The organism is Ensifer sp. ENS08 (assembly GCF_014852195.1).
Lineage (GTDB): Bacteria > Pseudomonadota > Alphaproteobacteria > Rhizobiales > Rhizobiaceae > Ensifer > Ensifer adhaerens.
Window position 1 is genome coordinate 1 of record NZ_JACVBF010000019.1, and the last position, 22,469, is coordinate 22,469.

20 protein-coding genes are annotated in these 22,469 nt (G+C 62.4%); 2 read left to right on the top strand and 18 right to left on the bottom strand.

Annotation, left to right across the window (positions count from 1 at the left end):
* The 9 genes from IB272_RS28840 to IB272_RS28880 form a co-directional block, all read right to left on the bottom strand.
* On the bottom strand, positions 1-310 hold a 310-nt coding region (locus IB272_RS28840), incomplete at its 3' end, for an aldehyde dehydrogenase family protein (protein WP_192358624.1).
* A gap of 523 nt (positions 311-833) precedes the next feature.
* Complete coding sequence (locus IB272_RS28845) at positions 834-1,304, bottom strand: GNAT family protein (RefSeq protein ID WP_060610992.1); 471 nt, start codon at positions 1,302-1,304, stop codon at positions 834-836.
* A 313-nt stretch (positions 1,305-1,617) separates the two neighbouring features.
* Positions 1,618-3,282, bottom strand: a complete 1,665-nt coding sequence (locus tag IB272_RS28850) for an electron transfer flavoprotein-ubiquinone oxidoreductase (protein ID WP_192445563.1) — start codon at positions 3,280-3,282, stop codon at positions 1,618-1,620.
* Between the two features lie 7 nt (positions 3,283-3,289).
* Entirely contained in the window at positions 3,290-4,231 is a 942-nt protein-coding gene (locus IB272_RS28855) for an electron transfer flavoprotein subunit alpha/FixB family protein (protein ID WP_192445564.1), read from the bottom strand.
* A gap of 22 nt (positions 4,232-4,253) precedes the next feature.
* A complete protein-coding gene (locus IB272_RS28860) occupies positions 4,254-5,003 on the bottom strand; it encodes an electron transfer flavoprotein subunit beta/FixA family protein (protein WP_192340531.1) in 750 nt (249 codons plus the stop codon).
* A gap of 32 nt (positions 5,004-5,035) precedes the next feature.
* Positions 5,036-5,893 carry a sugar phosphate isomerase/epimerase family protein gene (locus IB272_RS28865; protein ID WP_192445565.1) on the bottom strand — a complete coding sequence of 286 codons (858 nt, stop codon included), beginning with the start codon at positions 5,891-5,893 and terminating at the stop codon, positions 5,036-5,038.
* A gap of 2 nt (positions 5,894-5,895) precedes the next feature.
* Positions 5,896-7,044, bottom strand: coding sequence for a dihydrodipicolinate synthase family protein (locus IB272_RS28870; RefSeq protein ID WP_060583630.1), 1,149 nt, complete (start codon positions 7,042-7,044; stop codon positions 5,896-5,898).
* A 7-nt stretch (positions 7,045-7,051) separates the two neighbouring features.
* Positions 7,052-7,831, bottom strand: coding sequence for a 3-ketoacyl-ACP reductase (locus IB272_RS28875; protein WP_060528847.1), 780 nt, complete (start codon positions 7,829-7,831; stop codon positions 7,052-7,054).
* Positions 7,828-8,970 (bottom strand): acyl-CoA dehydrogenase family protein, encoded by a 1,143-nt coding sequence (locus tag IB272_RS28880; RefSeq protein WP_060520403.1) that lies wholly within the window; start codon positions 8,968-8,970, stop codon positions 7,828-7,830. Before IB272_RS28880 ends, IB272_RS28875 begins: the two co-directional genes overlap by 4 nt.
* A 155-nt stretch (positions 8,971-9,125) precedes the next feature.
* On the opposite strand from IB272_RS28880, the gene IB272_RS28885 reads away from it, so the two are divergent.
* Positions 9,126-10,142 carry an aldo/keto reductase gene (locus IB272_RS28885; RefSeq protein ID WP_060520402.1) on the top strand — a complete coding sequence of 339 codons (1,017 nt, stop codon included), beginning with the start codon at positions 9,126-9,128 and terminating at the stop codon, positions 10,140-10,142.
* 33 nt (positions 10,143-10,175) lie between these two features.
* Here the strand turns inward: IB272_RS28885 and IB272_RS28890 are convergent, their stop codons facing one another.
* Genes IB272_RS28890 through IB272_RS28900 form a run of 3 tightly spaced genes read right to left on the bottom strand, consistent with a single transcriptional unit; the run spans position 10,176 to position 13,823 of the window.
* Positions 10,176-11,435 carry a glycerate kinase gene (locus IB272_RS28890; RefSeq protein ID WP_060520401.1) on the bottom strand — a complete coding sequence of 420 codons (1,260 nt, stop codon included), beginning with the start codon at positions 11,433-11,435 and terminating at the stop codon, positions 10,176-10,178.
* 46 nt (positions 11,436-11,481) lie between these two features.
* Positions 11,482-12,255 carry an enoyl-CoA hydratase/isomerase family protein gene (locus tag IB272_RS28895; RefSeq protein WP_060610156.1) on the bottom strand — a complete coding sequence of 258 codons (774 nt, stop codon included), beginning with the start codon at positions 12,253-12,255 and terminating at the stop codon, positions 11,482-11,484.
* On the bottom strand, positions 12,252-13,823 hold the full coding sequence (locus IB272_RS28900; protein ID WP_110818998.1) for an acyl CoA:acetate/3-ketoacid CoA transferase: 1,572 nt from the start codon (positions 13,821-13,823) through the stop codon (positions 12,252-12,254). Before IB272_RS28900 ends, IB272_RS28895 begins: the two co-directional genes overlap by 4 nt.
* A gap of 135 nt (positions 13,824-13,958) precedes the next feature.
* Between IB272_RS28900 and IB272_RS28905 the strand changes: the two genes are divergently transcribed.
* Positions 13,959-14,777, top strand: a complete 819-nt coding sequence (locus IB272_RS28905; protein ID WP_192445566.1) for an aldo/keto reductase — start codon at positions 13,959-13,961, stop codon at positions 14,775-14,777.
* 52 nt (positions 14,778-14,829) lie between these two features.
* Here IB272_RS28905 and IB272_RS28910 read toward each other — a convergent pair whose 3' ends face one another.
* From IB272_RS28910 to IB272_RS28935, 6 genes are read right to left on the bottom strand one after another with little or no spacing between them, the layout of a single operon-like run.
* The gene (locus IB272_RS28910) at positions 14,830-16,425 is read right to left on the bottom strand and encodes a GMC family oxidoreductase N-terminal domain-containing protein (RefSeq protein WP_110819057.1); all 1,596 of its coding nucleotides are present in this window, start codon (positions 16,423-16,425) and stop codon (positions 14,830-14,832) included.
* A complete protein-coding gene (locus tag IB272_RS28915) occupies positions 16,425-17,921 on the bottom strand; it encodes an aldehyde dehydrogenase family protein (RefSeq protein WP_034801567.1) in 1,497 nt (498 codons plus the stop codon). Before IB272_RS28915 ends, IB272_RS28910 begins: the two co-directional genes overlap by 1 nt.
* A 22-nt stretch (positions 17,922-17,943) precedes the next feature.
* Positions 17,944-18,978 carry an alcohol dehydrogenase catalytic domain-containing protein gene (locus IB272_RS28920; protein WP_060583645.1) on the bottom strand — a complete coding sequence of 345 codons (1,035 nt, stop codon included), beginning with the start codon at positions 18,976-18,978 and terminating at the stop codon, positions 17,944-17,946.
* Between the two features lie 10 nt (positions 18,979-18,988).
* Positions 18,989-19,930: an ABC transporter permease gene (locus IB272_RS28925; protein ID WP_192445567.1), complete on the bottom strand. Its 942-nt coding sequence runs from the start codon at positions 19,928-19,930 to the stop codon at positions 18,989-18,991.
* A 7-nt stretch (positions 19,931-19,937) separates the two neighbouring features.
* Positions 19,938-21,443 (bottom strand): sugar ABC transporter ATP-binding protein, encoded by a 1,506-nt coding sequence (locus IB272_RS28930; RefSeq protein WP_034801561.1) that lies wholly within the window; start codon positions 21,441-21,443, stop codon positions 19,938-19,940.
* An 8-nt stretch (positions 21,444-21,451) separates the two neighbouring features.
* Entirely contained in the window at positions 21,452-22,417 is a 966-nt protein-coding gene (locus IB272_RS28935; RefSeq protein ID WP_034801603.1) for an ABC transporter permease, read from the bottom strand.
* Positions 22,418-22,469: the final 52 nt, after the last annotated feature.

The following is a 22,469-nucleotide window of genomic DNA, read 5'->3' on the forward strand; positions in this document are numbered from 1 at the left end:
GCGGCTTGCCCTGCTCCAGCGTCAGGATGCGGCCGAGATCGTCCTTGTTCTCGATCATCAGCTCGAACCACTTGCGCAGCACGCCGGCGCGGTCCTTGGCCGTGCGCGCTGCCCAGGTCTTCTGGGCCACGCGCGCGGCCTCGATCGCAGCCCTGGTTTCCTTGGCGCCGAGCTTCGGCACCCGGCCGATGATCTCGCCCGTCGCCGGATTGTTCACCTCGATCGCGTTTGCCGCGTCCGCCTCGATCCACTCGCCGCCAACGAGGGCCGCCTGGCGAAACAATGATGGGTCCTTAAAGTGTGAGAGCATTGGTCCTCCGACGATCTCCTGGAGCTTCCGAAACACACCTCCGGCAATCCGGGCGGCGCACGGCGCTGCCTTTAGTTTTGAGGATTTCGGCGGCCTTGTTTCATCGAAAATCCTGAAAGCTCTCTTCGGCATTCCGTGCGTGATTTGCGAGCCGGATAGTCAGTAAGATCAACGCAGGTGAGAAATCCGTCGCGCCATGAGGAAAATGGAGGCCGCACACTGAAGCTCGCCAGATCAAAAATTGGGAGGATGCCAGCAACATGCCGACGACTATACCGGCTCGAAAGAGCGAATACCGGAGGACCCTTCTTGAACGAGTGATTGTTTTGCTCGGTCAGGGCAGCATCTGGTACACCTGCTACACCTATCCGTACGACCGGCGGGAATTTAACGCATCCGTCGATTTCGGGTTCATCTGAAGGGAAAGCTCTCCCGGCGGTCCGGCGGCAAATCTGCACCGTGAACAGGCTGCTGAAGCGACCGACGCTCCAGGGCGGCGCCCCGAAGCGTCGGTTCGGTTACCTTACTCTGTCATTGCACGCCAGCAGATGACGAGGCCGTCTTCGGCATCGACACGTTGGCCGACACGCAGGAAGCCATTTCGCTCCAGAACGCGTTGCGACGCGATGTTTTCGACGCCCGTCTCAGCCGAAATCTGAGCGACCCGTGGATCGCTCCGCGCCCAGGAGAGTATCTGGCTTACGGCCTGTGTAGCAAAGCCCCGCCCTTGACGCGTCGGTGCGATGCCATAACCGATATGAACGTCTCTTTCATGGGGAACTCTGATGACGGAGCAAAGGCCGACGACTTCGCCTTCATTCACGATCCACCAAGCCGCGGGCGCGAACCGTTGCCCAACGTCGTCGGCAAGGCTGCGGAGCATGACCAGCACTTCCGGAGGTGCGATTACAACGTCGGGCGCAAGATAGAGCCCTTCTCGTGCGAAGCCGGCAAGCATCGCATCGAAATCATCTTTCGTTACTTCAGTGATCATTTTCGGCTTTCTGACAAACCCAAAGGTATTCAAAGCCGAACGGGAGCGCTGACTATCCTCTGCTCGAGGACAAGACTGCCATTCCGCTCGCCGCTGCGGCCAGCGATGTCGGAAGCGATACGAAGGCAATCATAGGCATTCTCCTGAGGGTGAAAGCAACGCTATCCAACCGTGACTATAACCACAAGGCGTATACGCCAGTCTTGATATCAGGGCACCGTCCTATAAGTCCATCAGGCGGCATTCTGCGGAGAAATCTCTGGTCTCGCTCCCGGCCCTGTCCACGCAGGCCATGCCGCCCGCCATCCGACCATTACATGTTCGGATAGACCGGGCCTTCGCCGCCTTGTGGCGGCACCCAGTTGATGTTCTGGTTCGGGTCCTTGATGTCGCAGGTCTTGCAGTGCACGCAGTTCTGGGCGTTGATGACGAAGACTTGCCTGCCGTCCTTCTCCACCCATTCGTAGACCCCGGCCGGACAGTAGCGCGTCGACGGACCGGCATAGATGTCATGCTCGGAACGCTTCTGCAGATCCATGTCCTTCACCTGGAGATGGACCGGCTGGTCTTCCTCGTGGTTGGTGTTCGACAGGAACACCGACGACAGCCGGTCGAAAGTCAGAACCCCGTCCGGCTTCGGATAGTCAATCTTCTTGTGCTGCGCTGCGGGTTCGAGCGACTGCGCGTCGGTCTTTCCGTGCTTCAGCGTGCCGAAGAAGGAGAAGCCGAACAGCTGGTTGGTCCACATGTCGAGACCCCCGAGCCCAACGCCGATCGCCGTGCCGAACTTCGACCACAGCGGCTTGACGTTCCTCACCCGCTTCAGGTCCTGGCCGATGGCGCTGTCGCGCCAGCCGCGTTCGATCTCGATCGGCTCGTCATTGGCGCGGCCACTGGCAATCGCCGCTGCCAGCTTCTCGGCCGCGAGAATGCCTGAAAGTACCGCATTGTGGCTGCCCTTGATGCGCGGCACGTTGACGAGACCGGCCGAACAGCCGATCAGCGCGCCGCCGGGGAAGGACAGCTTCGGCACTGACTGGTAGCCGCCCTCGGTGATCGCACGCGCGCCATAGGAAAGCCGCTTGCCGCCCTCGAAGGTGCCGCGGATCGCCGGATGCGTCTTGAAGCGCTGGAACTCCTCGAACGGGAAGAGATAGGGGTTCTTGTAATTGAGGTGCACGACGAAGCCGACGGCGACCATGTTGTCTTCGAGATGATAGAGGAACGAACCGCCACCGGTCTTCATGCCGAGCGGCCAGCCGAAGGAGTGCTGTACCAGACCCGGGCGATGGTTCTCGGGCTTGACCTGCCAGAGTTCCTTCAGACCAATGCCGAACTTCTGGACGTCGCTGTCCCTGGAGAGATCGAACTTGGCGATCAGCTGCTTGGCGAGCGAACCGCGCACGCCCTCGCCGATCAGCGTGTATTTGCCGAGCAGCGCCATGCCGCGGGCAAAGTTCGGTCCCGGTTCGCCATTCCTCTCGATGCCCATGTCGCCGGTGGCAACCCCGATGACCGTACCCTCGTCGTTGTAGAGCACTTCGGTGGCGGCAAAGCCCGGATAGATCTCGACGCCGAGTTCCTCCGCCTTTGTCGCCAGCCAGCGACAGACGAGCCCAAGCGATACGATGTAGTTGCCGTGATTGTTCATCAGCGGCGGCATCAGGAAGTTCGGCAGGCGGATCGAGCCGGCGGGTCCCAACAACAGGAAGTGATCGTCCGTCACCTCGGTCTTGAACGGATGGTCGGCGTCGTCGCGCCAGTCCGGCAGCAGCCGGTCGATGCCGATGGGATCGACGACGGCGCCCGACAGGATATGCGCACCGACTTCGGCGCCCTTTTCCAAGACGACGACCGAAAGCTCCGGATTGACCTGCTTCAGCCGGATCGCCGCGGCAAGACCCGCCGGCCCCGCACCCACGATCACAACGTCGAACTCCATGCTCTCGCGTTCGGGCAGATCACTCATCTTGGACATGTTCGCTTCAAAGTGCTTTTTCGAGTTCCGGCAGAGCGTCGAAGAGATCGGCAACCAGGCCGTAGTCGGCGACCTGGAAGATCGGTGCCTCTTCGTCCTTGTTGATCGCGACGATGACCTTCGAGTCCTTCATGCCGGCGAGGTGCTGGATGGCACCGGAGATGCCGCAGGCGATGTAGAGATCGGGGGCAACGACCTTGCCGGTCTGGCCGACCTGCCAGTCGTTCGGCGCGTAACCGGCATCAACCGCAGCGCGCGAAGCACCGACGGCAGCACCGAGCTTGTCGGCCACCGGCAGGATCAGTTGCCTGAACTTCTCGGAAGAACCGAGCGCACGACCGCCGGAGATGATGATCTTGGCAGACGTCAGCTCCGGGCGGTCGGACGACGACAGGGCGTCGGCGACGAAGGAGGAAACGCCGGGGTTGGCGGCGGCCGAGACGCTCTCGATCGCAGCCGAACCGCCTTCCGGGGCGGACGCGAAGGAGGCGGTGCGCACGGTGATGACGCGCTTGGCTTCGGTCGTCTGCACCGTCTGGATGGCGTTGCCGGCATAAATCGGACGCAGATAAGTATCGGACGAGACGACCTCGATGATTTCCGAGACCTGGGAAACGTCGAGCAGGGCTGCAACGCGCGGCATGACGTTCTTGCCGACCGAGGTGGCGGCGGCAACGATCGTGTCGTAGTTGCCGGCGAGCGAGACGATCAGGGCAGCGAGCGGTTCTGCGAGGTTATTGGCAAGCGAGGCGTCGTCGGCAACGAGCACCTTGGCAACGCCCGCAAGCTTGGCGGCCTGCTCGGCTGCAGCCTTGGCGCCGGCGCCGGCGACCAGCACATGCACATCGGCTCCAGTCCCACTGGCGATTTTCGAGGCCGCGCTCAGCGCCTTGGCGGTCTGGTCGGAAAGGTGGTTGCTGTCGTGGTCAGCCAGAAGAAGAATGGCCATGATAAAATCTCCCTTCCTTAAATCAGAGCACGCCGGCTTCGACTTTAAGCTTTTCGACGAGCTCGGCGACCGACTTGACCTTGATGCCGGCCTTGCGGCCCGACGGTTCCTCGGTCTTCAGCACCTTGAGGCGGGCAGCGGTGTCGACGCCGAAGTCGGCCGGGGTGTGTCTGTCGAGCGGCTTCTTCTTTGCCTTCATGATGTTCGGCAGCGAGGCGTAGCGCGGCTCGTTCAAACGCAGGTCGGTGGTGACGACGGCCGGCAGCTTGATGTCGATGGTCTGCAGACCGCCGTCGACTTCGCGCGTCACGGTTGCCTTGCCGTCGCCGATCTCGACCTTGGAGGCGAAGGTGCCTTGCGCCCAGCCGAGCAGGGCCGACAGCATCTGGCCGGTCTGGTTCGAATCGTCGTCGATCGCCTGCTTGCCGACGATGATCAGGCCCGGCTGTTCAGCCTCGGCCACACCCTTGACGATCTTGGCGACAGCGAGCGGCTCGACCTGGTCTTCGGTCTCAACCAGGATGGCGCGGTCGGCACCCATGGCGAGCGCGGTGCGCAGCGTCTCTTCGGCCTTGGCCGGACCGACGGAAACGACGACGACTTCCTCAGCCTTGCCGGCTTCCTTCAGCCTGAGCGCCTCTTCGACCGAGATTTCGTCGAAAGGGTTCATCGACATCTTCACGTTCGCAAGTTCGACGCCCGAACCGTCTGCCTTCACCCGGATCTTGACGTTGTAGTCAACCACCCGCTTGACGGTGACCAGGATCTTCATGTTTGCCTCCCAAATCGTCAGCAGCCAAATCGTCAGCAGATTGTGCGGAAGCGTTCGACCATCACGTCGAGGACTTCGCCCGGGTCCCGCTTCCACCAGTTGTTTGCGGAAAAGATCTCGACCTCGCAGGGACCCGCATAACCCGCGTCTTCGACGCTCCGTCGCAGCGACTTCAGGTCAGCGACCCCATCGCCCATCATGCCGCGATCGAGAAGCACGTCGCGCGTGTCGGCGAGCCAGTCGCAGAGGTGATAGCCGAAGATCCGCTCGGCGCCCGCGCGCTGCAACTGGGCTTGGATCTCGCTGTCCCACCACACATGGTAGACGTCTATGGCGACGCCGAGATTGGTCGCCCCGACCACATCACAAATATCGACGGCATCGCGCAGCGTCGTCAGGCAGGACCGGTTCCCCGCATAAACAGGATTGAGCGGCTCGAGTGCCAGATTGACGTTTCGGCCCGCGGCATAGGGCGCGATCTCGCCGACACGATCGGCGACGATCTTCAGGCTCTCTCCCGTGCCCTTGGTTCCCGGATGCACGCCGCCGACGACGATCGTCAGCACCGATGCTCCAAGTCCCGCGGCCATGTCGATCGCGGCCTTCGCTTCGTCGATGACGCTTTGTCGATCGACAGCTTCCGCACCGACGAGAAACGGTGTGCGGCAGAGACCGGCAATCGAGAGGCCGCTTGCCCGCGCTCGTTCGCCGATTTCAATCGCGCGCGAGCCGATCTCGCGGCGCCAGAAGACGATCGAGCCGAAGCCACGTTCCGCACAGGCGTCGATAACGCGCTCGGGCGACCAGCCCGCCCCATGGCCATCGAGGTTGTGCCCGAGGCTGGCGGTGTTCAGCGCCAGGGCGGAATGGTCGGTGGTGAAATCACGCATGGCTACGCTCCATAGAGCGCAAGCAGCTTCTTCATCCGATCCACGGCAAGCGCCGGATCGCGCAAGAGCCCGCATTGGTCAGCGAGCCTGAACAGCTCGACGAAGTAAGGCAGCGGCCGCATGGCCTGCGCGCCATTCAACATCACGAAGTGATCCTGAAAGCCGTTCAGCCAGGCAAGGAAGACGACGCCGGTCTTGTAGTACTGCGTCGGCGCCCGGAAGATCAGCCGCGCGAGCGGCACGGTCGGATCAAGCGTTGCGCGAAAGCCTGCGCGATCCCCTTCGCCAAGCCTCTCCACCGCGTAAGCCGCAGCCGGGGCCAGGGGGTCGAATATACCGAGCAAGGCATGCGAAAATCCTTCGCTGTCGCCCTCGATCAGTTCGGGATAGTTGAAGTCGTCACCCGTGTACATCTTAACGCCGGCAGGCAGCCGGCGGCGCATGACGATTTCCTTCTCCTTGTCGAGAAGGGAGATTTTTATGCCGTCGACCTTGGCTGCATCTGCGTCGATGACGGCAAGCGCGGTCTGCATCGCCGGGTCGAAATCCCTGCTGCCCCAATAGCCGGCGAGCTGCGGATCGAACATCTCGCCCAGCCAGTGCAGGATCACAGGCGCGTCACAGGCGGCTAGCACATCGGAATAGACCTTGACGTAATCGTCCGGTCGCTCAGCGACCCGCACCAGGGCACGAGACGCCATGAGGATAAGTCGCCCGCCGACCTTCTGGATCGCCTCCACCTGTTCCAGATAGGCTCTCCGAACATCTTCGATACTGGTTACGGTCGCCGGGTCGAGATGATCAGTGCCGCAGCCATTGGCGACGACGGCGTCCGGCAGTTCTTCCCGCGTGCGGCGGATCAGTTCCAGAGCGCCCGGCCAGTCGAGGCCCATGCCGCGCTGCGCCGTATCCATCGCCTCGGCGATGCCGAGCCCGAGGCCCGCGAGATAGCGGCGGAACTCCATGGTTTTTTCCCAGTCGACGGCGGCGCGGCCGGACGGATCGCTGGCTGTGAACGGGTCGGCGACCACGTGAGCCGCGGAATAGACGACACGCGCCGGGTTCCTGCCAAGTGTCGCAGCCGCGATCGGCGTGCCGATGAGGGCATAGTCGGACAGGCGTCCATCAGTATCGGGAAGCGCGATTTTCATGGGGACCTCAAAAGCGCGGGACGAGCATGCCGGCGTCAGCCGGGATCGTCATTCCGGTGGTGTAGGGAAGACGCCCCGCCGCAAGCGATGCGATCAGGGCACCGACTTCCTCGGGCCTTCCGACGCGCGGGAAGAGCGTGAGCCCCTCCTCCGCCCGCTCGCGATAGGCGTCGATGACGGGTGCGGTCATCTCCGTGGCGATCAGACCAGGCTGGACGTCGTAGACGGCGACATCTTCCCGTCCAAGCCGGACGGCGAGCGTCTTGGAGACCATCGCGGCTGCCGCCTTCGACGCGCAGTACTCCGACCGCTGCTCGGCCACCGCGACGGCATTCGACGAGGTGACATTGATGATCGAATGGAAGAGCGCGCCCTTGCTACGGGCGACAAGACGCCGGGCAAAGGCCTGGCTCAGAAAGAACATACCCTTGGTGTTGACGGCGAAGCAGCGATCCCAGCTTTCCTCCGACACCTCCAGCATGTCGCCGCGCCTGAGAACGCCGACACCCGCATTGTTGACGAGCGTCGTGATCTGGCCCAGTTCGGCTTCAATCGCTGCGAGCGCGCTATCGTGGCCGGCAATCGCGCTGACATCGAAGGCCGCAGCCATGACCGGGACACCGTAAGCGGCGATCCGCTCGACTGCTGACGGCAGTTCGGCATCATCCGGCAGTCCGTTGAGCGCGACCGCAAATCCTTCCCGCGCCAGGGCTTCTGCGGCGGCAAGCCCGATCCCGCGCGAGGAACCGGTCACCAGTGCGACGGGGCGAGGCTCAGACCCGGTCATGCCCGTGCGCCCTTCTTCAGGAGTTCGCGCGCGATGATCATGCGCTGGATCTGGTTCGTGCCCTCATAGATCTGCGTGATTTTCGCATCGCGGTAGAGGCGTTCGACTTCGAACCCGCGAATGTAGCCGGAGCCGCCAAAGACCTGCACTGCATCGGCCGTCCGCTGCACGGCCACATCACCGGCAAAGCACTTGGCGATCGAACAGGCCTTGGTGGCGTCGGCGCCGCTATCGATCTTGGAAGCGGCCGAATGGACGAGCAGACGGGCAGCCTCGATGTCCTTCGCCATGTCGGCAAGGAGCCACTGCACACCCTGGAAATCAGCGATGGCCTTGCCGAACTGCTTGCGTGTCCCGGCATAGTCGAGCGCCGCTTCGAGCCCCGCCTGGGCGATACCGACGGCGAGCGCCGCGATGCCGACCCTACCCTTGTCGAGCACCGACATCATCATGTGGAAGCCGCGGCCTTCCGTGCCCAAGAGAGCGTCGGCCGAAAGCTTGACGTCGTCGAAATTCAGCGCGCCGACCTGGCTCGCCCGCTGTCCCATCTTGTGTTCCTTGGGCCCCTTTTCGACACCCGCCGCGTGCAGGTCGACGATGAAGATCGACATGCCGCGGTTTCCCGCTTCCTTGTCGGTCCTGGCCAGTACGAAGCCGTAGTCAGCGACCGGCGCGTTGTGGATCCAGATCTTGCCGCCATTGAGCCGCCAGCCGTTGCCGTCACGCTCTGCCGTGGTGCGGATGCCCGAAACGTCAGTGCCGGCTTCCGGCTCGGTGATGCAATAGGCGACCTTGGCGCGCATGCCGAGGATATTAGGCAACATCGCCTGCTGGCTTTCGGTCCCGTGGCGGACGAGCAAGGTCGAGATGAGTTCGATCAGGCCGCACTGGTCGGCAACGGATGCGTAGCCGCGGCTCAGCTCCTCCATGACAAGTGCGTAAGTGAGCGTATCGAACCCCGGCCCGCCGAGTTCTTCCGGCACGCCGATGCCAAAAAGGCCGAGCTTTGCCATTTCATCGTAAAGCCCCACCGGGAAGCGCTCTTCGCGATCGAGCTCCTCTGCCATCGGGCGGATCATTTCGTCGGCAAAGGCACGCGCCATGTCGCGCACCTGCTCCTGCGTTTCGGTGAGATACATCTGCCTCGCCTCATCTCTAGTAACTATCTAGTTACATATATTCTGAAGCCGGATGTCGTCAAGACGAAAAACTTGGAGGCCGAAAAGGATGCTGCTTGCACAGCCGTTTAGGGCCATGCATACTATTCACCATTCAGTTACTTATGGAGGAAAACATGCACCCTGGGCAAAAGAGAAAATTCGGAAGGACGGAACTGGAGGTGACCGCCTTCGGCTTCGGAACGGCACCCCTCGGCAACATCTTTCGCGAGATCGACGAGGCGACCTCGGAAGCAATGTTCGCGCGCGCCTGGGAGGCCGGCGTCCGCTTCTTCGACACCGCCCCGATGTATGGCCATGGCCTCGCCGAGCTGCGCACGGGTCATGCGCTGCGCTGGAAGGAACGTGACGACTTCGTGCTCGCCTCCAAGGTGGGTCGGCGTTTGCGCCCGGCGCGGCGCGACACGATCGATTTTGCCCCCTGGACGAATGCCGCACCTTTCACGATGCATTTTGACTACAGCTACGACGGGACGATGCGGGCTTTCGAGGACAGCTTGCAACGACTGGGACTGGAGCGCATGGACATGTGTTTCATCCACGATATCGACGTCTTCACGCGCGGCAGCGAGCAACCTGAAGTGTTCGAGCAGGCGATGGACGGCGCCTGGCGGGCGCTGGAAAGATTGCGAGCCGAGAAGGTCGTGAAGGCCATCGGTGTGGGCGTCAATGAATGGCAGGTCTGCGAGCAAGCGTTGCTGCGTCGCGACTTCGACTGCTTCCTTCTGGCGGGGCGCTATACGCTACTCGAACAGGATGCGCTTGATAGCTTTTTGCCGCTCTGCCAGGAGCGCGGCGCCGCCGTTGTCGTGGGCGGCGGGTTTAATTCGGGGATCCTCGCGACCGGCGCCAGGGAAGGTGCGAAGTACAACTATGCGCCGGCACCGCGCGAAATCCTTGAAAAAGTTGCAAGGATCGAAGCCGTCTGCGCTGCCTATAACGTGCCACTGGCCGCAGCCGCACTGCAGTTTGTTGTCGCCCATCCCGCCGTTCCATCCTTCATGGCGGGTACGCGCACGATCGAACAGCTGGAGCAGAACCTGGCCTGGTTCTCGCATCCGATCCCGACAGATTTCTGGGCGGACCTGAAGCACAAGGGCCTCCTGCGCGACGACGCGCCCGTTCCGGCCTGAGCAACGCCGAACCCGCGCCGACAACGGCGCGGGTTAGCGGATCAGGATTGCCCTGAAGTCGTTGACGTTGGTTCCGGTCGGCCCGGGAACGAACAGGTCGCCGAGATGATGGAAGGCCGTCCAGGCGTCATTGTTGGCAAGCAGGGCCGAAGGATCGCACCCCAGGTTGCGCAAGCGCGCCATGCTCTGCCCGTCGGCAAAGGCGCCGGCATTGTCTTCCGAGCCATCGATGCCATCGGTATCGGCGGCGATTGCGGAGAAGCCGATCCCGTCGGCCGCAAGAGCGAGGGAAAGCAGAAACTCCGTGTTGCGCCCGCCCTTGCCGCCGCCTTTGATCGTGACGGTGGTTTCTCCACCCGAAAGAATGACGACAGGGCGCGAGAACGGCCGGCCGCGACCGGCGACTTCACGCGCAATGGCCGCGTGAACGCGCGCGACGTCGCGAGCCTCCCCTTCGATCGAATCGGAGAGGATGACCGCGGGAACGCCAAGTGACGCAGCGCGGGCGGCGGCGGCCTCAAGCGAGAGGTTCGCAGACGCGATCACCCGGACCTCGTTCCTCGTAAAGACCGGATCGCCTGGGAGAGGCGCCAGACCTTCGTTGCCCTCCAGCCACGCGGCAACCCGCGCCGGAAGGGCAATGCCCCAGGTCTTAACCAGGTTCCGCGCCAGCGCGCGATCCGTCATGTCCGGGATGGTCGGCCCGCTGGCAACCTGCGCCGGATCGTCACCCGGCACGTCCGACACCACCAAGGTGACGACCTTTGCCGGATGGCAGGCGGCCGCAAGACGACCGCCCTTGATACCCGAGACCTGTTTGCGGATGGCGTTCATGACAGAGATCGGCGCGCCACTTGCAAGCAGGGTCTGGTTGAATAGCACCTCCTCTTCCAGCGTGAGCTGGCCCGGCGGAGACGGCAGCAGGGCCGAACCGCCACCGCAGATCAACGCAACGACAAGGTCATCTTCGGTAAGATCGCGCACAGCCTCGAAAAGCGCATCCGTTGCCTGCAATCCGGCTGCATCGGGCACGGGATGGGAGGCCTCAAGTACGCGGATGCGCGTGCACGGGGCGGCATAACCATAGCGCGTGACGACAACGCCTTCGAGCGGACCGCGCCAGAGCCTTTCGAAAGCGGCGGCGAGCTGGGCCGCCCCCTTGCCCGCCCCAATGACGACGGTCCGTCCGCGTGGCTCGCTCGGGAGATGGGCGCGCAGGGCATTTTCCGGGTCCGCAGCCTCGATCGCAGCGCGAAAGAGGTCTGCGAGGAATTCTTTATCGTCAGATTTCATGACACACCGCCATCAAGGGCCGGGTCACCGGGAGAACGGCGCCGACCTATCGGTTGAACTTTGGCGAACGCTTCTGACGGTAGGCCGCAAGCCCCTCCATTAGATCGCTCGACGCTGCTGCCACCGCGCCAGCAAGCGCCTCAACCACGCGTTCGCTCTCTTCACCCTCGGCCGCATTGATCAGCATCTTGGTGAGTTCCGTCGCCCGCGGCGAACGTTGCAGCACCCGCTCGGCAGCGACTTGTGCTGCGGCAAGCCCCTCGCCTGTTGCAACCACCCTGTCGACAAGCCCGAGCGACAGCGCCTCCCCGGCACCGTAGACCTCGCCGAAAAGCGCCATGCGTCGCACCAGCTGGGCTCCGAACCGGCGCGAGGCGCGTTGCGTGCCCGACCATCCGGGGATGATGCCAAGCCCCGGCTCCGGCTGGCCAATCTTCACATGCGCCTCGGCTATGCGCAGGTCGGCACAGGCGGCGAGTTCCAATCCGCCGCCGAGCGCATGCCCGTTCAAGACGGCGATCAGCGGCACGGAAAGGCGCGCCAGCGCATCGAAGGCGTCGTGGCCATCACGCAGCCAGCGACGGGAGAACCTATCGGCATCGAGACTGCTCCATGCGTCGATGTCACCACCTGCACAAAATGATCTCTCGCCTTCGCCAGAGAGGATGGCCACGACCGCGTCAGAACGCTCGATGGTGCGACAGGCCTGTAAAAGCGCGTCCACCATATCCGCATCGATCGCATTCAGCTTCTCCGGACGACGGAGCGTCAGCCGCGCGATGCGATCAGTGACGACCAGTTCAATCCGCGCATCACTCACAGCGAAAGCCCTATGGCTTCGGGGCGGAACAGGGCGCCATCCATCCGCTTCAGCGTCTTTGAAACCCGAAGGGGCGTTGCCGCCTGATCAAGCACGTCCCGTTGAAGGTCGAGACCCGGCGCAACTTCGGTGACAACGAGCCCCTCGCTGTCGAGACGGATGACGCAGCGCTCCGTGACGTAGCTGATGTCTTGCCCTTGAGCGCGGGCACGCTTGCCGGAGAAGCTCACCTGATCGACCTTCGGCACGAACTTGGCGATGCGGCCCTCCTTGTCGATCACCAGCCGACCATCCTCGACGCGCATCTTGGCGCCGGCATTGAAATTGCCGGAGAAGACGATCTTCTTTGCGCGCGACGTGATGTCGACGAAGCCGCCGGCGCCGGCCGTACGGTGCGGGGTGGCCGCAAGACGGCTGACATTGACCGAGCCCTCGGCGTCGATTTCCAGGAAGGACAGCAGCGAGCAGTCAAATCCGCCCGCCTGGAAGTAACAGAACTGATGCGGCGAGGCGACGAAGGCCTCAGCGTTGGATGCACAGCCGAACTTGAAGTCGAGCAGTGGAACACCGCCGACAGCGCCCTGTTCGATCACCCAGGTGACCTTGCCGTAATGCCCTTCCTCGATGAGTATCCGTGGCACGTTGGCTGATATGCCGAAGCCAATGTTGACTGCCCAGCCATCCTCGAGCTCCTGCGCCACACGTCGAGCAATCACCTTGCCGACGTCCAGCGCCGGCGTGCGAAACGTCTCGAGCGGCCGGAAGAGCTCGCCCGAGATCGCCGGGTCGTAGGGCGTTGCCGTCGTCTGCAGCTGATCCGGCGCCTCAACGATGATGTCGACGAGGATGCCGGGCACGCGCACATCGTGGGGACGAAGGGTGCCACTTGCCGCCACGCGCTTGACCTGAGCGATCACAAGACCGCCGGAATTGCGGGCTGCCAGTGCCATTTCCATCGCGCCGAGCGTCGCCCCTTCCTGTTCGAAGGTCAGGTTGCCCTTCTCATCGGCGGTCGTTGCGCGAATGATCGCCACATCGGGGCGGATGGCCGGAAAATGCAGCCAGTCCTCGCCCTCGAACGACACGCGCTTGACGATCGGTTCAGCCCGCGCCCGGTCATTCATGGCACAGCCATCCTGTTCGGGATCGACGAAGGTCTCCATCCCCACCTTCGTCAGCACGCCCGGACGCTTGGCAGCACCTTCACGCAGCATGTCGAAGACGATGCCGGAGGGCACGTTAAAGGCGGCGAGTTCCTCCTTCAGGATCATTTGCCAGATGAGCGGCGGCTCGGCGTTGCTTGGTCCGGAGGGATAGGAGCCGCCGATGATCTTCACCAGCATTCCGGGCTTGGCGATGTGATCGACGCCGCGCGTCCCGAAAAAGTCGCCGGCGGCGATCGGGTGAATGGATGTGAGGCCGCGCGGATGGCCTTCGCTGTCAAAGCGCTCGCCGAGCGCTTTCAACACCGCATCGGGGCAGCAAAGGCCGGACGAAGAGTTCACGGCGACGACCGAGCCATCCTTGATGAGCCGCACCGCCTCCTGCGCGCTCTTCACCTTCTTCATCTGCTGATCCTCCGTTTTTCATTGCCTGAAGTAACTAACTAGTTATATGTTAATTCGCGACAAGACAAGCCGGCCGGCGCGATTTTCGAATGACCGGCATTCGACGCCAGCTCGGCAATCGACCAAGGGGGAGGCATGAACATCTACTTCCAGAAGAGCTTTCAGCGCGGCTTTGGCACGTACCCGCTGAAGGGGGACGAACTGCGACGAGCGATCGAGGCCGCTATCGACGTCGGCTATCGTGCCTTCGATACGGCGCAGATGTATGGGAACGAGGCTGACACCGGCGAAGCACTGGCGGAATGCGGCGTTCCCCGTTCTGAACTCTGCATCACCACGAAAGTGCATCCGGACAACTACACGGACGAGACGTTTCTCCCCTCGGTCGAGACGAGCCTTCGAGCCCTGAAGACCGATTGCGTCGATGTTCTTCTCTTGCACTGGCCGCCGGCCAACGGAGAGATCGCCCCCTCGCTGCGCATGCTTCGATCCGCGCTGGAACGAGGGCTGACGAGATCTGTCGGCGTGTCGAACTACACGGCGGCCATGATGCGGGAAGCGCGGTCCATCGTCGACGTTCCGCTCGTGACCAATCAGGTGGAATTCCACCCGCTACTCAACCAGGAGAAACTGCTCGCGGCCGCCGCGGAAACAGGAATCCCGATCACCTCCTATGCGTCGATCGCCCGTGGAGAGATCTTCAAACTCGGCCTTTTTTCCGAGATCGGCGAGACCTACGGCAAGTCCGCGGCACAGGTGGCGCTGCGCTGGATTATCCAGAAAGGCGTTCCGCTCAATACCATGTCCACCAAGCCGGCAAACATCCGCGCGAACTTCGAGATCATGGATTTCACTCTCTCGTCAATCGACATGCAAAGGATCGACGCGCTGACGGCCACCGGTTACCGCATCATCAAACCAGGACAACTTCCCTGGGTTCCTGAATGGGACTGATAGAAAAAGGGCGGCCCACGAGCCGCCCTTTTTTTACTATCGGCCAGCCTGCTCAGGCATTGCCGCGGATCATGTCTGCGGCCTTTTCCCCGATCATGATCGTTGCCGCGTTGGTGTTGGACCCGACAAGGCTCGGCATGGTGGAACTGTCGCAGATGCGGATGCCGTCAAGCCCGTGCACGCGCAGTTGCGGATCGACCACCGACATCTCGTCGCGCCCCATCTTGCACGTGCACGTCGGATGATAGGATGTGCGACCGTACTGGCGGGTATAGGCGATGTAGTCCGCTTCCGTGCGGACATCCCGGCTCGGGAAGTGCCTCATCTTGATGTACTTCTCCAGCGAAGGCTGAGCGAAGATCTCCTGACTGATCTTGACGCCTTCGACCGAGATCTTCACGTCTTCGGGGTCGGCAAGGAAGTTCGGATCGATGATCGGAAGATCGCGCGGGTCCGCTGAGCGAAGAGTGACAGTCCCACGCGACTTCGGGCGCAGCGTGTAGGAATTGAGCGTAATGCCGGAGGAACCCTTTGGCACACTGGGTACGCCGGCTTCCGCGCCGGCGCCGGCGAGGAAATGGAACTGCAGATCCGGATAGGGACTCGTCTTGTCACCGTACCAGAATGCCCCGCCCTCAACCACGTTGGAGGTGATTGGGCCGGAGTTAAACAGTGTGTATTGAAGACCCGCCCAGATCGACCAATGCAGCTTGTTGTACTTGTCGAGGCTGTCGTGATCTTTCAACTCCGCGACGATATCGACGCCGAAATGGTCTTGCAGGTTTTCGCCCACGCCGGCCAGATCCTGGATCACATCGATGCCGTGGCTGCGAAGTGCCGCGGCAGGACCCACGCCCGAAAGCATCATCAGCTTCGGCGTGCCGATCGCACCCGAGGTCAAGAGCACCTCGCTGTCGGCGCGCGCGGTCATCCGCTTGCCATCGACCTGATAGTCAACGCCGACGGCGCGTCGCCCTTCAAATACGACACGCAGCACGAGCGCCCCGGTGATGACCGTGAGGTTCTTGCGCTTCAGGGCCGGCCTGAGATAACCGACCGCTGCAGAGCAACGGCGGTTGTTCCGGGTTGTTGTCTGGTAGACGCCAGATCCTTCCTGGAGCGGACCATTGAAATCAGGATTGTAGGGTATGCCGAGTTCCTGGCAGCTTTGCACGAAGGCGCGCGTCATGCGCTGCGGTTCGGGAATGTTCGACACACCGAGTGGGCCGTCCGTTCCGTGCCATTTGCCCGAGAGGATCGTATTGCCCTCGGAGCGCAGGAAGTACTTCTGGATATCCTTGAAGCCCCAGCCGTCAGCCCCCTCCTCGACCCAGCGGTCGTAATCACCAGGATGCCCACGCGTGAACACCTCCGCATTGATCGAGGAGCCACCGCCGAGCACCTTTGCCTGGGCGTAGAGGATTTCACGGTTGTTGGCGTGTTTCTGGGGCGCGGTCTTCAGTCCCCAGGTCAACGGACCGGCGGTCATCTTGGCAAAGCCGACGGGCATGTGGATCAGCGGATGACTGTCGCGCCCGCCGGCCTCGATGAGGCAGACGCGCGCCGACGGATTTTCAGAGAGTCGCGCCGCCAATACGCAACCGGAGGAACCGCCTCCGACGATCACATAATCATAGCCTTGCGACATCATGCAATCCAATGCGAACGCTTGCCGATCTCGACGTGAACGGACTTCACCTGCGTATACTCCTCAACCCCGTAGACGCCGGCCTCACGGCCCCAACCGGACTGCTTGAAACCACCGAGCGGCATCTCAGGGCCACCCGCCATGATCGTGTTGACCCAAAAGCGGCCGGCACGCACTTTCCGTGTCACGGTCAGCGCCTTGTCGATGTTCTTCGTCCACACGCTCGCCGCCAGGCCGTAGACCGTATCATTGGCGAGCTGGATGGCTTCCTCGACCGTGTCGAAATGCATGGAGCACAGAACCGGGCCGAAAATCTCGTCGCGCGCAATCGCCATGTCGCGGGAAACACCGGAGAAAAGCGTCGGTGCGATGTACTGGCCGTGGCCAAGATCGATCGTCTCGCCCCCAGTGAGAAGCTTGGCGCCTGCCGCCTTGCCCTTGGCGATATAGTCCAGGATCGTGGCGTTCTGGGCCTCAGTGGTGATGGCGCCCACCTGGGTGCCTTCGTCCAGGGGATCGCCGACCCGGATCTTTTTCATCTTCTCGACCAGGAGTTTTTCGAACTCCGCCGCGACAGAACGCTCGACGATCAGGCGCGACGACGAAACACAGCATTGTCCGGTGTTGAAGCTGATGCCGAAAGCGGCGCCGTCAGCGGCATCCTCAAGGTCGGAGTCGGCAAAGACAATGATGGGGTTTTTGCCACCGAGCTCGAGGCCCAGCTTCTTGAAGTTGCTGTCGGCGGCAGCGTGGACGCAGGAGCGCCCAACGGCCGTCGATCCCGTGAAGGAAAGCATGTCGACGTCAGGATGTTCGGCAAGCGCCTGCCCGATCGAGCGGCCGGAACCGGTGACGACATTGTAGACGCCGGCAGGCAGGCCGGCTTCGGCCAGAACCTCGGCCAGAAGCAGCGTGGTCACGGAGGTGACTTCAGACGGCTTCACCACCATGGTGCAGCCGGACGCCAGGATGAAAGGCACGCGCTCGCACAGGATCAGGAACGGAAAGTTCCAGGGCGTGATCAGGCCGATGACACCGATCGGCTCGCGCAGCACCATACCGAACAGGTCGTCACCGAGCGAATTGAAGCTGTCGCCGTGCAGGAGGCGGGCGGCACCGGCGCCGACCTCGAAGCAGGCAATGCAATGATCGATCTCGCCGCGCGCCTGCGAGATCGGCTTGCCGTTTTCGAGCGTCTCCCAATAGGCGATCTCGTCCCGGCGGCGACGCAGGATTTCGGCGACGCGCAAGAGAACGCTGGCGCGCGCAGCCCCGGAAAGCCCGGACCAGCGGCGGTCCTCGAAGGCATTGCGCGCCGCAGCTACCGCCGCGTTCAGATCATCTATCGTGCAGCGAACGGTGCGCGTGACCGGCGTACCATGGCCTGGCGAGGCGCGTTCGAAGTGATCGGTCCCTTCTTTCCACTGCCCGTCGATGAAGAACCCGAAGCTGCGCGCTGCGGACGGGGGAGCAAGAAACGTCTTCGTCTGGTCCATCTGGTACCTCCACTTCGATAGTTTACGCCGCGATGGCGATCTGGGTCTTCAGGTGTTGCGGCCGCTCGCCGATCGTCTCGAAGGCTTCCTGAATGGCCTCCAGCGGATAGCTTGCCTTGGTGAAATCCTGCGTGCGGAACCGGCCATGCGACAGAAGCGTGAGTGCGTCGTGCATATCCTCGCCCATCCCGGCAACAGAACCTTTGAGGCTCCCTTCTTCCAACACCGTTCGCAGGCTGTCGAGAGCTACGGTCTCGCCGGGCGGGGTGATGCCGAAAAAGGCGACATGGCCGCCGCGTCGCGCAAGATCGAATGCCTGTTCGTAGAGCTTCCGGTTGCCGACGCTCTCGATCACGAGATCCGCCCCGCGTCCGCCGGTCATCTTGCGAACCACGGCTTTCAGTTCGGTTGGATCCGACACCGCCGCATCCGCCCCGGCCTCGATCGCCATGCGGCAACGGTCTGGCGAAAGGTCGGCGACAATGATCGGCGCAGCGCCGACAAGGCGCATCATCTGCACATGCAGGTTTCCGATCGGTCCGGCGCCAAAGATGAGGACCGATTGGCCGAACGTCGCCTGCGCCTTACGCGCCGCACGAACGACGCAGGCGACCGGCTCCGTGAGCGCAAGCACCGCATCGGCGATATCAGCCTGAACCGGGATCGCCAGTCGCGCCGGAACCGCTACATATTCGGCAAAGGCGCCGTCCCGACCGATACCGACCTGCGTAACCTCGGCGCAGTTCAGAACCTCGTTGCGACGGCACCAATAGCAGCTGCCGCAGCCGATGTTGATATCGACCACCACGCGTGCTCCGGCCGCAAGATGGCGGACGTTGGCGCCACGCTCGGCGATCGTTCCGCAGAACTCGTGTCCTGGGACGAGCGGAAGCCGGTCAGCCGCGTAGTGGCCGTTGAAGATATGAATGTCCGTACCGCAGATGCCCGTGCGCGTGACCCGGACGAGCACATCGTCCGGTCCGACGATCGGCAAGGCGACCTCCCGAACCTCGAAGCGTTTTGGGGCAGTGAGCACGGCAGCGCGCATGGTCGTCATTGCCACTCTCCTACTTCACGGTGCGCAGCTTGGCGCGATCGATCGTCAGGGCAATGGCAATGATCAACACGACGCCGAAGACGATCTGCTGCCGGGTCGCGTCGATCTCGAAATACAGCATCGACGATCGGATGACCGCGACGATCAAGGTGCCGACCACGGTGTTCATCACGCCGCCGACACCGCCCGTCAAAGGCGTGCCACCGACCAGCACGGCAACGATTGCCGGCAACAGGAATCCATTGGCGATCGTCGGTGCGCCGCCGGAGAGCTTGACCGCAAAGAGCAGGCCGGCAATGGACGCAAGTGCACCGGAGATCGCGAATGCAAGGATCTTGTAGCGCGCAACATCGATACCGGACGCGGCGGCGGCCAATTCGCCGGCACCGACCGCCTTCAAAACGCGGCCGAGCGTCGTGCGCCGTTCGATGAAGAGGCAGAGGGCCACGAGCCCCGCGGCAATCAAGAGTTCGTTGGGGACGCCCCAAGTATGACCAATCATCCAGCCGAAGGTTTCGTTGCGCTGAGCGGCGTCCATGTTGAGCGCGCGCTGACCCGAAAGCCACTGCGCAACCGAGAACGCAACGCCGCCGACCGCAAGCGTGGAGATGAAGGACGGCACGAAAAGCCGTGTCGTCACGAAGCCGGATAGCGTGCCAAGGAGAAAGCCGGCAACGACGCAAAGTACGGCAACCCAGGCACCGAGCGAGGCAAGGTAAACCGAGGCGATGACCGTCACCATGTTCGCCATCGACTGGGCCGACAGGTCGATGCCGCCGATATAGATGGCGAAAGTGAGACCGAGCGCCATGATGAAGAGTGGCACGATGTCGCCGGCAATGCCGAGAAGGTTCGTGGGTTGCAGGAAACCGGGATCGGTGATGCCGACGACGGCGACGAGCACCAGGAGCGTTATCCAGGGAAGGTGCGGTTTGAGGCGCTGAATATCCATTGGTCCCTCAGATCATGTAGTGCAAAAGGTCATAGGGCGTGGGCTTGGAACCCGGTTCGCAGGCGAACTGTTTCTGGATGCGCCCGTCCTTGACGACGATGATGGTGTGCGAAAGGCCGATTGCCTCTTCCAATGTGTCGGCAACCAGCACGATGCCGACGCCCGCCGCACTCATGGCGCGGATCATGTCGTAGACATCTTCCTTGGCGCCGATGTCGAGACCGCGCGTCGGATGGTCGAGCAGCATGATGTCGGAACCGGCCGAACGCCACTTGGCCAGAACCACCTTCTGCTGGTTTCCGCCTGAAAGATTGCCACAATCCGCAAACTCGGAGTGGGCCTTGATCGACAATTTCTTGATCCATTCACGGGCAAGCGCCCGCTCCTCGCCGACGCGCAGCACACCACCTTTCGAGCGGTGTTTCATCTGCGAAAGCGTCATGTTTTCGTAGACGTTCATGCCAGCAACAATGCCCTCGATCTTGCGCTCGCGGGGCACATAGCCGACGCCACGAGAAACCGCGTGCCGCGGTGAAAGATCGGTCGCATCGCCTCCCTTGATGCGGAGACGGCCGGTGCTCGGCGTCAGCATGCCGTAGATCGTCCTGAGGATTGCCTCGCGCCCCGAACCTTCCGTACCGACAAGACAAAGCACTTCACCGGCATGCAGCTTGAGCGAGATGTCCTGGATGCGGCCAGGAAGGCCCACCTGGTCCATCTCGACGAGTGCCTTTGCGGCGTCGAACGGCTTTTGCAGATGCTCGCGGTAATATTGCTTGTCGACATTGCGACCGACCATCTTGTGCTGGATGGCCTCGGCCGGGGCAGCACCACGGTCGACGACGTCCACGACCTCACCATCCTTCATCACGTAGATGCGATCGGAAAGTTCCATCACCTCGTCCATGCGATGCGAGACGAAGATGAACGAGGCCCGCGTCACCAGTTCCCGCACAAGCTTGAACAGCAGCTGCACCTCTTCCTTTGACAGAACCGAGGTCGGCTCGTCGAGCAGGATGACGAGATCCCCCTCCACGCGCTCTTCGAGCGTCAACACCTTGGCGAGCTCGACGAGCTGACGTTGGGCAAAGGAAAGCTTCGACGTCACCATCGCCGGATCGATATCGAGTTTCACCTTGGCAAGCTGACGGCGTGCGGCTTTCGCCATAACCTTCCAGTCGACGACACCGAAGCGGGTGAACTGTCGTTCATAGCCGAGGAAGATGTTCTCCATGACGGTCAGGTTCGGGATCAGCGACTGCTCCTGGAACACCATCCCGATGCCCTTCTCCATCGCCTGGCGCGGATTGGCAAAGCGAACGGGCGTTCCGTTGATGAGGACCTTGCCGCCATCGGGCTGGTAGGCGCCATAGATCACCTTCATCAAGGTGGATTTGCCGGCGCCATTCTCCCCCACAAGTCCGACGATCTCGCCGCGCTTGATGTGGAAGTCGATTGCCTTTAGCGCGTGAACGCCGGGGAATTTCTTGTCGACAGCCTTGAGCTCGTACATGGCGTGCCTCACTTGACGAAGGAAAGCATCTTGCGGTCGGTCGAAAGCACGACGGCAAGAATGACGAGCAGGCCGAGCATGCCGTCCTGGATGAAGTCGGGCAGACCGATGACGACCATGCCATTGTCGATGACGTTCACGATCAGCACGCCGACAAGTGCGTTCCAGACGCCGCCGATGCCGCCCCAGAGCGCCACGCCACCGACAACGACCGATGTGATGGAGACGAACATGAAGTTCGCACCGGTCACCGATTCCGCCTGGCCGATGCGCGCCACCACGAGGATTGCGGCAATGGCGTAAAAGACGCCGGCAAGCGCAAAGCCGGTCACGCGAACGCGGGTAACATTGAGGCCCGAGGCATGCGCGAGATCCTCACCGCCGCCAACCGCGTAGAAGTTGCGGCCAAGCGTGGTGTGGGTCTGAATGAACCAGGCAACGACGAGGAAGAAGGCAGCGACGTAGACCATTAGCGGGAAACCCAACAAACGCACCGTCAGCAGGCCCCGAAAGGTCGCGTCGCTTACTTTGACGATGTCACCGCCGGTGAGCAGGATCGCGGCCCCCGTCCCGACGAAGCCCATGGCAAGGCTCGCCATGAAGGACGGTATCTTCAGCTTCACATGGACAAGCCCGTTTAGCAGTCCGATCACGCCGCCGAGAAGGAGAACAAGCGGAATGGCGACCCAACCGGAAGGGGCGAGCGAGCCACCGAAATGGGCAAAGATGAACGCAAAGGCCACGGCCGTGAGGGAGACCGTTCCCTCCATCGAGAGGTCGATCGATCCCATGACGATGATGAAGGTGACGCCGACGGCAACCATGAGTGCCGGAGCTGCCGCAATCGCGATGCGGGCGAAGTTCCGCGAGGAAAAGAAAGTCGGGTTGAGCGCGGTGAAGAAGATCACCAGTGCAATCAGCACCAGAAGCGGCGCCCATTTGATCAAGGTTTCGCGCGATAGGCGACGTGTCACGTCAGACACCCCTCTTTTAGAAAGTCACAAGGGGAACGGGGCGGCGGCACAC